The 11,591-nt window shown below is 59.1% G+C and carries 11 protein-coding genes; 8 read left to right on the top strand and 3 right to left on the bottom strand.

Features of this window, described 5'->3' with window-relative positions:
* Positions 1 to 289: 289 nt before the first annotated feature.
* Together ACQKPC_RS29655 and ACQKPC_RS29650 are read right to left on the bottom strand one after the other, a co-directional pair.
* On the bottom strand, positions 290 to 1,783 hold the full coding sequence (locus ACQKPC_RS29655; RefSeq protein WP_427628216.1) for a CoA-acylating methylmalonate-semialdehyde dehydrogenase: 1,494 nt from the start codon (positions 1,781 to 1,783) through the stop codon (positions 290 to 292).
* 65 nt (positions 1,784 to 1,848) lie between these two features.
* Positions 1,849 to 3,198, bottom strand: a complete 1,350-nt coding sequence (locus ACQKPC_RS29650; RefSeq protein ID WP_007906809.1) for an aspartate aminotransferase family protein — start codon at positions 3,196 to 3,198, stop codon at positions 1,849 to 1,851.
* A gap of 139 nt (positions 3,199 to 3,337) precedes the next feature.
* On the opposite strand from ACQKPC_RS29650, the gene ACQKPC_RS29645 reads away from it, so the two are divergent.
* The 6 genes from ACQKPC_RS29645 (at position 3,338) to ACQKPC_RS29620 (ending at position 9,818) form a co-directional block, all read left to right on the top strand.
* Positions 3,338 to 4,258, top strand: coding sequence for a LysR family transcriptional regulator (locus tag ACQKPC_RS29645; RefSeq protein ID WP_008006295.1), 921 nt, complete (start codon positions 3,338 to 3,340; stop codon positions 4,256 to 4,258).
* Between the two features lie 123 nt (positions 4,259 to 4,381).
* Complete coding sequence (locus tag ACQKPC_RS29640) at positions 4,382 to 5,032, top strand: TetR/AcrR family transcriptional regulator (protein ID WP_427628214.1); 651 nt, start codon at positions 4,382 to 4,384, stop codon at positions 5,030 to 5,032.
* A 7-nt stretch (positions 5,033 to 5,039) separates the two neighbouring features.
* Entirely contained in the window at positions 5,040 to 5,621 is a 582-nt protein-coding gene (locus ACQKPC_RS29635) for an IMPACT family protein (RefSeq protein WP_427628212.1), read from the top strand.
* Positions 5,622 to 6,208: 587 nt separating this feature from the next.
* Positions 6,209 to 7,774, top strand: coding sequence for an ABC transporter ATP-binding protein (locus tag ACQKPC_RS29630; RefSeq protein ID WP_427628210.1), 1,566 nt, complete (start codon positions 6,209 to 6,211; stop codon positions 7,772 to 7,774).
* An 11-nt stretch (positions 7,775 to 7,785) separates the two neighbouring features.
* Positions 7,786 to 8,892: an ABC transporter permease gene (locus ACQKPC_RS29625; RefSeq protein WP_427628208.1), complete on the top strand. Its 1,107-nt coding sequence runs from the start codon at positions 7,786 to 7,788 to the stop codon at positions 8,890 to 8,892.
* Positions 8,892 to 9,818: an ABC transporter permease gene (locus ACQKPC_RS29620; protein ID WP_427628206.1), complete on the top strand. Its 927-nt coding sequence runs from the start codon at positions 8,892 to 8,894 to the stop codon at positions 9,816 to 9,818. The genes ACQKPC_RS29625 and ACQKPC_RS29620 overlap by 1 nt, the downstream gene beginning before the upstream one ends.
* A gap of 84 nt (positions 9,819 to 9,902) precedes the next feature.
* Here the strand turns inward: ACQKPC_RS29620 and ACQKPC_RS29615 are convergent, their stop codons facing one another.
* Positions 9,903 to 10,325 carry a hypothetical protein gene (locus ACQKPC_RS29615; RefSeq protein ID WP_427628204.1) on the bottom strand — a complete coding sequence of 141 codons (423 nt, stop codon included), beginning with the start codon at positions 10,323 to 10,325 and terminating at the stop codon, positions 9,903 to 9,905.
* A gap of 82 nt (positions 10,326 to 10,407) precedes the next feature.
* On the opposite strand from ACQKPC_RS29615, the gene ACQKPC_RS29610 reads away from it, so the two are divergent.
* Positions 10,408 to 10,758 (top strand): MerR family transcriptional regulator, encoded by a 351-nt coding sequence (locus ACQKPC_RS29610; protein WP_427628203.1) that lies wholly within the window; start codon positions 10,408 to 10,410, stop codon positions 10,756 to 10,758.
* 25 nt (positions 10,759 to 10,783) lie between these two features.
* Positions 10,784 to 11,470 (top strand): SDR family oxidoreductase, encoded by a 687-nt coding sequence (locus ACQKPC_RS29605; RefSeq protein WP_310661407.1) that lies wholly within the window; start codon positions 10,784 to 10,786, stop codon positions 11,468 to 11,470.
* The last annotated feature ends 121 nt before the right edge of the window (positions 11,471 to 11,591 follow it).

The raw sequence follows: 11,591 nt of genomic DNA, 5'->3' as shown, positions 1-11,591 counted from the left end.
CTCTTTTTCTCCGCTTTCGACCGAGATGATCGAACCGTCAATAAGGCGAAAACACACTGCCTTACCAACTCCTTCTGGCCTCGATGAACTGAAGCTTAACCACTGCCGAAAACTGCGTAACTCTTTGTTTACCAAGGAGTTTTCCGTTTCGACTGCGCCGGAAGTGGGGCGAATTATAGACTTCCAGAATCTGCCGTCAACCCCTGATTTCACAATTCTGTCATATAAGGCAAAGAAGCCCCGAAAACACGAAAGCCGGCCCCTAGGGGCCGGCCTTCTTCCCTTCTACTTACAAACTAGGGAATGCGAATTGCGAAGCCTCATGGCTCGCCCGTTGCGGCCAGCGCTGGGTAATAGCTTTGCGACGAGTATAGAAACGGACGCCATCCGGACCATAGGCATGCAGATCGCCGAACAGCGAACGCTTCCAGCCGCCAAAGCTGTGATAAGCCACCGGCACCGGCAAAGGCACGTTGACGCCGACCATGCCTACTTCAATCTCATCACAGAACAACCGCGCCGCTTCCCCATCACGCGTGAAGATACAGGTGCCGTTGCCATATTCGTGATCGTTGATCAGTTGCATCGCCTCTTCCAGGCTGTTGACCCGAACGACGCACAGCACCGGCCCGAAGATCTCTTCTTTATAGATGCGCATCTCTGGTGTGACGTTATCGAACAGGCAACCGCCCAGGAAGAAACCTTCTTCATGACCGGCCACGCTCAGACCACGACCATCCACCACCAAGGTCGCCCCTGCTGATACACCGTCTTCTATATAGCCACTGACTTTATCGCGAGCCTGACCGGAAACCAGCGGCCCCATATCCAGGCCACAGATCGTACCGGCACCGATTTTCAACGCTTTGACCTGTGGTACCAGTTTGGCCACCAACGCATCCGCCACCTGATCGCCGACGCATACAGCAACCGAGATCGCCATGCAGCGCTCACCGCACGAACCGTACGCCGCGCCCATCAGTGCGCTGACGGCGTTATCCAGATCCGCATCCGGCATCAATACCGCGTGGTTCTTCGCCCCGCCCAGCGCCTGGACGCGTTTGCCGCGCTTGGTGCCTTCGGCGTAAATGTATTCGGCAATCGGCGTCGAACCGACAAAGCTCAGCGCTTTGACTTCCGGCGCTTCAATCAAGGCATCCACCGCAGCCTTGTCGCCATGCACCACACTCAGCACGCCTTTCGGCAGGCCGGCTTCCAACAGCAGCTGAGCAATCAGCAGCGTCGAGCTTGGATCACGCTCGGAGGGTTTCAGAATAAAGCAGTTGCCACAGACGATCGCCAGCGGATACATCCACAGCGGCACCATGGCAGGGAAGTTGAACGGGGTAATACCTGCCACCACGCCCAATGGCTGGAAATCCGACCAGGCATCAATGTTCGGCCCGACGTTACGGCTGTACTCGCCCTTGAGAATTTCCGGTGCAGCACAGGCGAACTCGACGTTCTCGATCCCGCGCTTTAATTCACCGGCCGCATCTTCCAGGGTCTTGCCATGTTCTTCGCTGATCAGTTGGGCGATGCGGGCTTCATTCTGTTCCAGCAGTTGCTTGAAGCGGAACATCACCTGAGCACGCTTGGCCGGCGGAGTGTTACGCCAGGCCGGGAACGCAGCTTTGGCCGAGTCGATGGCTTTTTGAATGGTTTCACGGCTGGCCAATGGCAGCTTGTGGATCGCCTGACCGGTAGACGGGTTGAACACGTCGGCCGTACGACCGTCTTCGGTCACCAGTTCGCCATTGATCAAATGCGGGATAAGGCTCATGCAGGGCTCCTGAAAAAGTTGTCCACAGGCGCCCTTCAAAAAGGACGCCTATATAGAGGGAAAAATCAGTCGATTTTGTTCAGCACTTCGCCGACCGCGTCGAACAAGCGATCGAGGTCTTGCGGCTTGCTGTTGAAGGTTGGGCCGAACTGCAGGGTGTCGCCGCCGAAGCGCACGTAGAACCCGGCTTTCCACAGAGCCATGCCGGCTTCGAACGGACGCACGATGGCATCGCCGTCGCGAGGCGCAATCTGGATGGCACCGGCCAACCCGTAGTTACGAATGTCGATGACGTTTTTCGAGCCCTTCAAACCATGCAACGCATTTTCGAAATGTGGTGCCACTTCCGCCACGCTCTGCACCAGGTTTTCCTTTTGCAGCAGGTCGAGTGCCGCCAGGCCGGCTGCACAAGCCACCGGGTGGGCGGAATAGGTGTAGCCGTGCGGGAATTCCACCGCGTATTCCGGCGTCGCCTGGTTCATGAAGGTCTGATAGATCTCGGAGCTGGCAATCACCGCGCCCATCGGGATCGCGCCGTTGGTGACTTGCTTGGCAATGCACATCAGGTCCGGCGTCACGCCGAAGCTGTCGGCGCCGAACATCGAACCTGTACGACCAAAACCGGTGATCACTTCGTCGAACACCAGCAGGATGTTGTGCTGATCGCAGATCTCCCGCAGACGCTTGAGATAACCCTGCGGCGGAACCAGCACGCCAGCGGAACCAGCCAATGGCTCGACGAATACCGCTGCGATGTTCGAGGCATCGTGCAGCTCGATCAACTTGAGCAATTCATCGGCCAGGGCGATACCACCCTGCTCCGGCATGCCACGAGTGAAAGCATTGCTCGCCAGCAAGGTGTGCGGCAGGTGATCGACGTCCATCATCGCCTGACCGAACAGTTTGCGGTTGCCGTTCACGCCACCGAGGCTGGTGCCGGCGATGTTCACGCCGTGATAACCACGAGCTCGACCGATCATTTTGGTTTTGGTGGCCTGGCCTTTCAGGCGCCAGTAAGCACGCACCATTTTCACCGCCGTGTCTGCACACTCGGAACCCGAGTCGGTGAAGAACACGTGATTCAGATTGCCCGGGGTCAGATCGGTGATTTTCTCGGCCAACTGGAACGACAGCGGGTGACCGTACTGAAAGCCCGGCGAGTAATCGAGGGTGCCCAATTGCTTGGCCACCGCCTCCTGGATTTCCTTGCGGGTGTGTCCGGCGCCGCAGGTCCACAGACCCGAGAGCGAATCGTAGACCTTGCGGCCCTTGTCGTCTGTCAGCCAACTGCCCTCGGCAGCCACGATCAGTCGCGGGTCGCGCTGGAAATTGCGGTTCGCGGTGTAGGGCATCCAGTGAGCATCGAGTTTGAGCTGGCTGGCCAGGGAAGTCGGGGCGTTTTCAGGCACGTTCATGGGCAAAACCTCGCAGGGCAATAAGCGGCGTGGAGATGAAAAGCGTTCTTGCAGCTAAATTGCCACGGAGATAAAGTCGGTGAAATCCAACTTTTCTAACCTTCAGTCAGCCAGCTACTAAACTTTGAGTAAACAAAGCATGAGCAGCCGTCGTCCCGATCCACTGGCGCAAGTCAGTGACTTTGATATCCGCCTGTTACGGATTTTTCGCAGCGTGGTGGAATGCGGTGGCTTCTCCGCGGCAGAATCGGTGCTGGGGATCGGTCGCTCGGCCATCAGCCAACAGATGAGCGATTTGGAGCAGCGCCTCGGCCTGCGTCTGTGCCAACGCGGTCGCGCCGGTTTTTCCCTGACCGAAGAGGGCCGCGAGGTTTACCAATCGGCGTTGCAGCTATTAAGTGCGCTGGAAAGTTTCCGCACCGAGGTCAATGGCCTCCACCAACATTTGCGCGGTGAGTTGACCATTGGCCTGACCGACAACCTGGTCACCCTGCCCCACATGCGCATCACCCACGCCTTGGCGCAGTTGAAGGAACGCGGCCCGGACGTGCAAATCCAGATTCGCATGATCGCGCCCAATGAAGTCGAACAAGGCGTGCTCGACGGGCGCTTGCATGTCGGCGTGGTGCCGCAGGCCAGTGCGCTGTCGGGGCTGGAATATCAGCCGCTCTACAGCGAACGTTCGCTGTTGTATTGCGCAGTCGGCCATCCGTTATTTTATGTCGACGACAAACAACTGGACGATGAGCGTCTCAATAGCCAGGACGCCATCGCTCCGACCTTCCGTTTGCCTGCCGAGATTCAGGCCCACTATCAGGCGCTCAACTGCACCGCCAGTGCATCGGATCGCGAAGGCATGGCATTTCTGATCCTGACCGGACGCTACATCGGCTATCTGCCGGACCACTACGCCAGCCTCTGGGTGCAACAAGGCCGATTGCGTGCGCTGAAACCCAAGGCACGTTTTTATGACCTGAGCCTGGCATCGGTCACACGCAAGGGCCGTCGTCCCCATTTGGTGCTGGAGAGCTTTTTGGAGAGCCTGGCGGCGACGCGCTGAACAACTGAAGATTCTTGTGGGATTGCGGTGGTCAGGGTTTTATCGCAACAGGACTTGTCTGCGGCCTGCGGGTGCGCTATCAACGCATCTGGTTGCACCCATCTACCCTGTTCGGAAGTGCCTATGACCTTTGAAGTCCCAGCCCACGGCGGCAAACCCGCCAGCCGCATTCGTCAGAAGAACGAAGAGACCATCATCAAAGCCGCCGAAGACGAGTTCGCCCGTCACGGGTTCAAAGGCACCAGCATGAACACCATCGCGCAGAAGGCCGGGTTGCCCAAAGCGAACCTGCATTACTACTTCACCAACAAACTCGGTTTGTATGTGGCGGTGCTGAGCAACATCCTTCAACTCTGGGACAGTACTTTCAATACCCTGACCGTCGAGGATGATCCGGCAGAAGCATTGACGCGATACATTCGCGCCAAAATGGAATTCTCCCGGCGCCAGCCACAAGCTTCGCGGGTCTTCGCCATGGAGGTCATCAGCGGCGGCGAATGCCTGAGCGAGCATTTCAACCAGGACTATCGCATCTGGTTTCAGGGCCGGGCCGCAGTGTTTCAGGCGTGGATCGACGCCGGCAAAATGGACCCGGTCGACCCGGTGCACCTGATCTTCCTGCTATGGGGCAGCACCCAGCATTACGCCGATTTTGCCACGCAGATCTGCCGTGTCACCGGGCGCACCAAGTTGACCAAGCAAGACATGGAAGACGCCGGCAACAACCTGATCCGCATCATTCTCAAAGGCTGCGGCCTGACGCCTGCTATCTAAGACACTTATGCCTTTTACCCTCAGCGGCTTTTGCGAATACCGCGAAGAGATTCGCAAAAGCCGCTTCATCACCCTCGCCGGACCAATCACTAGCGCATCTGATGCCCAAGCGTTCATCGAGCAGCACAGTGATTTGAACGCCTCGCACAATTGCTGGGCCTGGAAACTCGGCGATCAATATCGCAGCAACGATGATGGCGAACCCGGCGGCACCGCTGGCCGGCCGATTCTGGCAGCGATCGAAGCGCAGGATTGCGATCAGGTCGCGGTGTTAGTGATCCGTTGGTATGGCGGCATTCAACTGGGCACCGGCGGCCTCGCCCGGGCCTATGGCGGCGGTGCCAACAAATGCCTGCAAGGGGCGCCGAAGGTCGAGCTGATCAGTCGGGTGCAGGTCAGTTGTGCCTGTGCGTTTGGCGAGTTGGCGCTGGTGAAGCTTCGGGTAGCGGAACTGGGCGGTTTGGTCGTGGAGGAAATCTTCACGGCCAATGGCGTGGAACTGCAATTGGCGATCGGCGAGGGGCAGATAGATACCCTGCAAACGCAGCTGGCGGACTTGAGTCGCGGGCGCATTTTGTTGCAGCGATAAAAGATCAAAAGATCAAAAGATCGCAGCCTGCGGCAGCTCCTACGCGCCTGTGGGCGCTGCGATCTTTTGGGGCGCCCCGATTTGCCCTGCATTCGAAACTTGCCCACATCTGCTGTGCACCCGGCTGTGGATAACCTGAGCACATTGCGCTGTAACCCTTCTGTCATGCGGCTTTGCGGGCTTTGTTCATTTTTCATCCAAATCCCCAGTAGCAACATTTATTCCACGTAAAAACAAACAGTTAGAGCGGTTTATCGCCATTAGAAGAAAGCCCCTCAGTGCTTATGCCCCTCCGCTCGGCTTGCGCACAAATACTGTGGAACAACCTGTGGATAACCCGTTCATGGCTGGCGCAGCCCCATGTCCGACATAGCTTGCAGGGTATTGCTCGTTTTTTGATCAATTCACAGCGCGCAAAACCAGAGCCTGATCAAAGAACGTGCCCTCAAGTGGTGCCTGATTCGGAGTTGGAATAAGGCGAGACACCGCCCACAACCCTAAACCAGCAAGGCCTCACCGATTTCCTGACTCAATGGCCAGGAAATTGCTTTATCCCCAGGCATAACTTCTGTCGACCTGAGCCTGTCATGTCCAACCCCGTGCCGATCCCCGATCAAATACCCCGCCTGCAATTGCGCAGAATCAGCAAACGTTACCCCGGTTGCCTGGCCAACGATGCCATCGACTTGAGCATTGCGCCCGGTGAAATCCACGCCCTGCTCGGCGAAAACGGTGCGGGCAAAAGTACCCTGATGAAGATCATCTACGGCGTCACTCACGCCGACTCAGGGGAAATGATCTGGCAGGGCCAGCGCGTGACCATGCGCAATCCGGCCCAGGCTCGCGGCCTCGGGATTGGCATGGTGTTCCAGCATTTCTCGCTGTTCGAAACCCTGAGCGTGGCGCAGAACATCGCGCTGGCCATGGGAGCGGCGGCGGGTACGCCGAAGCAGCTCGAACCGAAGATTCGTGAAGTGTCTCAACGCTACGGCATGGCCCTGGAACCGGAGCGACTTGTCCACAGCCTGTCCATCGGCGAGCGTCAACGGGTGGAAATCATTCGCTGCCTGATGCAGGACATCCGCCTGTTGATTCTCGATGAGCCGACGTCGGTACTGACCCCGCAAGAGGCCGACGAATTGTTCGTCACACTGCGCCGATTGGCGGCCGAAGGCTGCAGCATTCTGTTTATCAGCCACAAGCTCGGCGAAGTGCGCGCGTTGTGCCACAGCGCTACGGTGTTGCGCGGCGGTCGGGTGGCCGGGCATTGCGTGCCGGCGCAGTGCTCGGATCGGCAACTGGCGCAGTTGATGGTCGGTGAAGCCGCCGAGCTGATCACTGACTATCCAAAGGTCATGGGCGCTGATGCGTTTTTGAGTGTGACGGGATTGTCCTGGCACAACCCGGACCCGTTCGGCTGCTCTCTGAAGAATATTGATTTCAACGTGCGCAGCGGCGAAATCGTGGGGGTCGCCGGAGTGGCCGGCAATGGTCAGGATGAGTTGCTGGCGTTGCTCAGTGGTGAAGAGCGACTGCCCCGTCACGACAGCGCAACGATCAGTTTCGGCGGGCAAGCCGTCGCCCATTTGCGGCCGGATGCGCGACGCAAACTTGGCCTGGCCTTCGTTCCTGCCGAGCGTCTAGGCCATGGCGCGGTGCCGGAACTGAGCCTGGCAGATAACGCCTTGCTGACCGCCTTTCAACAAGGGCTGGTCAGCAACGGGCTGATCCAGCGCGGCAAGGTCCAAGCGCTGGCCGAAGACATCATTCGCCGCTTCGGGGTCAAGACACCCGATGCCCAGGCGCCTGCTCGCAGTCTGTCCGGCGGCAACTTGCAAAAATTCATCCTCGGCCGGGAGATCCTTCAACAGCCTGAATTACTGGTGGCCGCGCACCCGACCTGGGGCGTGGACGTCGGCGCGGCCGCGACCATTCACCGGGCGTTGATTGCCTTGCGCGATGCTGGCGCGGCGATCCTGGTGATCTCTGAAGACCTCGACGAATTGTTCCAGATCAGCGACCGCCTCGGCGCCCTGTGTGGCGGTCGGCTGTCGCCATTGCAGGCCACCGTCGACACCCATCTGAGCGACGTCGGCGGCTGGATGGCCGGCCAGTTCGATGCCCCTCAATCACCTGCCCCCGTAGCGCTTTAACGGAGTTTCACATGCTGCTTTCTCTCGAACCCCGTGGCCAGCAATCGCGCCTTATGTTGTGGTGCTCGCCCTTGCTGGCGGCCGTGTTGACGCTGGGCTGTGGCTCATTGCTGTTTATCGCCCTGGGCCACGATCCGTTGCTGACCTTGCACACGTTGCTGATTGCACCGATCAGCGACTTGTACGGCGTCTCCGAATTGTTGGTCAAAGCGCTGCCGATTCTGCTCTGCGCATTGGGCCTGGCGGTGGCGTATCAGGCACGGATCTGGAACATCGGCGCCGAAGGTCAGTTGCTGCTCGGCGCCCTCGCCGGCAGTGCGTTGGCAGTGAACATCATTGGCTGGCAAAGCCGCTGGGCGCTGGTGTTGATCCTGCTCACAGGCACCCTGGCCGGCGCCGCATGGGCCGGGCTGACGGCGTGGTTGCGCACGCGCTTCAACGCCAATGAAATCCTCACCAGCATCATGCTCAATTACATCGCCCTGAACCTGCTGCTGTTCTGCGTCCACGGGCCGCTGAAGGACCCGGTGGGGTTCAACTTTCCAGAGTCGGCAATGTTCGGCGAGGCCAGTCGACTGCCACTGTTGATGGAGGACGGCCGGGTTCATGCCGGTGTGTATTTCGCGTTGCTCGCGCTGGTGGCGGTGTGGGTGTTGCTGCAGAAAAGCTTTGTCGGCTTCCAGATCAAAGTGCTTGGGCTGGACAAGCGCGCCGCCGGTTTCGTCGGCTTTCGCGAGAAGCGGCTGATCTGGCTGGCGTTGTTGATCAGCGGCGGCCTCGCGGGACTGGCCGGCGTGTGCGAAGTCACCGGGCCGATCGGTCAATTGGTGCCGCAAGTCTCGCCGGGTTACGGCTATGCGGCGATCACCGTGGCGTTTCTCGGGCGGCTGAATCCCATCGGCATTCTGTTTTCCAGCCTGTTGATGGCGCTGCTGTACATCGGTGGCGAAAGCGCACAGATGAGCATGAACCTGCCGCAAGCGATCACTCAATTGTTCCAGGGGATGATGCTGTTTTTCCTGCTGGCCAGTGACGTACTGATTCTCTACCGACTGCGTTTGAACCTGCGCTGGGCTCGCCGTGCACCAACCACCGCCGTACACGCAGGAGCCTTGTGATGGATTTCGATCTGCTGAGCAATATTTTCTACGCCATGGTCCGCTGCGGTACGCCGTTGTTACTGGTGGCGCTGGGCGAGCTGATTTGCGAGAAGAGTGGCGTCCTCAATCTGGGGCAGGAAGGCATGATGCTGTTTGGCGCGGTGATCGGTTTCATCGTTGCGCTGAACAGCGGCAACCTCTGGCTTGGCGTGTTGCTGGCGATGCTCGCCGGGATGCTGTTGTCGTCGCTGTTTGCCTTGGTGGCACTGGTGTTCAACGCCAATCAGGTGGCGACCGGGTTGGCGTTGACGATCTTCGGCGTGGGCCTGTCGACCTTTGTCGGCGCAGCGTGGGTTGGCAAACCATTGGCGGGTTTCGAGCCGGTGGCGATTCCGTTGTTGAGTGAAATCCCGCTGATCGGGCGGATGCTGTTTGCCCAGGACCTGCTGGTGTACCTGTCGTTCGCGCTGTTCACGATAGTGGCCTGGGTGATTCTGAAAAGTCGCGTCGGGTTGATTATTCAGGCCGTCGGCGAAAACCCGGACGCGGCGAGCGCCATGGGCTTGCCGGTGTTGCGCGTGCGCACGCTGGCGGTGCTGTTTGGCGGCGCAATGGCGGGGTTGGCCGGGGCTTATCTGTCCCTGGCGTACACACCGATGTGGGCGGAAAACATGAGCGCCGGTCGCGGCTGGATTGCCCTGGCGCTGGTGGTGTTTGCCAGTTGGCGGGTGTGGCGATTGCTGCTCGGGGCGTATCTGTTCGGTCTCGCCAGCATCTTGCATTTGGTGGCGCAGGGATTGGGGCTGGCGATTCCGTCGAGCCTGCTGGCGATGCTGCCGTATGTCGCGACCATTGTGGTGTTGGTGCTGTTGTCCCGGGATGCCGTGCGCACACGGTTGTATGCGCCGGTTTCGTTGGGGCAGCCGTGGCAGGCCGGGCATTAACGGTCGCCTGCACTGGCCTCATCCCGAGCAGGCTCGGTCCCACAGTTGACCGAGTCGAGCCGCAATTTTGTGATGAACACAAATCTACTGTGGGAGCGAGCCTGCTCGCGATGGCTGCCGCACTGGCAACACCTGAACACCCCCCCACGCCAATTCAAAGACCAAGAAAACAACCAGCAATGAACTGGCGCCATGGAGCAAGGCATACAGCTGCCAAGCCGAAAACAGAAACCTCCCCACCGCGTCATACCGCCCAAACACCTGCTGCGGATCACGAATCCGCAGCACCGCCCACACGCACACAATCGAACCCAACAAATTCGCCATCAGCATGTGCATCGGCTCGAACGGCGGTAGCTCGCCAGGCAGATTGAAAGTCTGGCTCAGGCTCAACAACACGCCATGCAACGCCGCAAAACTCCACGGCGTCACAAAAGCAGCGGTTACGATCAGGTCGTACCACGCACTGCCACGCACCACTTGACGATATTGCGTTGAAGTCCACATCCGTCTTGCTCCATAAATTCAGGGAGCAACAAGGCTAAAGCCTGGAGTATGCTCCAGGGTCAAGCCCTCTCGAGACATCAAGATGCGCATCGGTGAATTAGCTCAGGCCAGCGCCGTCAGCCGCGACACATTGCGCTTTTACGAGCAGCGCGGGTTGATCGCCGCGCAACGCAGCGCCAATGGTTATCGCGACTATCCGGCGGAGATGGTGCAACTGGTGCTGTACATCAAGACCGCTCAGCGACTGGGCTTTACCCTCGGCGAGATCGGCAGCAGCGTCGCCGCGTTGTGGCAGGCGCCCGACCCGGCCAATGCCGTTACCCGGCTGCTGCAAGACAAATTGAACCTGATCGAAACCCGCATCGCCGAACTCGATGTCTTGCGTCAGGAACTGCAACATCGGCTCGGTCAACGTTGTCCATTAAATCCGTGATTCTCATCCATCAAGGAAGCCATTCATGTCCAAGGCAAAAACCGCACTCATCATCGGTGCCTCCCGAGGCTTGGGCCTCGGTCTGGTGAAAACCCTGCTGGCCGACGGCTGGCAAGTCACCGCCACCGTGCGCAACCCGCAGAGCGCCGAAGCCTTGCAAGCGCTGGGCAAGGTGCGGATCGAAAAACTCGACATGGACGATCAGCAAGCGGTCATTGCCCTTAGTCAACAACTCAAGGGCGAAGTCTTCGACTTGTTGTTTGTGAATGCCGGAGTCAAGGGCCCGGAGGTCCAGACGCCGGGCGGCGCGACCCTGGCCGAGGTGGGTCAGCTGTTCTTCACCAACGCCGTGGCGCCGATCAATCTGGCCCAGCGTTTTGTCGGGCAGATTCGTGAAGACAGCGGCGTGCTGGCGTTCATGAGTTCGGTGCTGGGCAGCGTGACCATGCCCGACGCGCCGGAGCTGGCGTTGTACAAGGCCAGCAAAGCGGCGCTGAACTCCATGACCAACAGCTTCGTCACCCAATTGGGCGAACAGAAACTCACCGTGCTGTCGCTGCATCCGGGTTGGGTGAAGACTGATATGGGCGGTGAAGGCGCGGACATTGATGTGGAAACCAGCACACGCGGCTTGATTGATCAGGTGAATGCGTATGCCGGCAAGGGCGGGCATCATTTTGTGAACTACAGGGGTGAGACCATTCCCTGGTAATCACCCCATTCCCCTGTGGGAGCGAGCTGTGGCGAGGGGGCTTGCCCCCGTTTGAGTGCGTAGCACTCACAAAATTTTTGGTACATCAGAGATTTGGGGACTGCTTCGCAGCCCAACGGGG

Origin of the sequence: Pseudomonas sp. NPDC089918, assembly GCF_050280605.1 — a bacterium.
GTDB lineage: Bacteria > Pseudomonadota > Gammaproteobacteria > Pseudomonadales > Pseudomonadaceae > Aquipseudomonas.
This window is presented reverse-complemented; position numbering and strand designations above follow the sequence as displayed.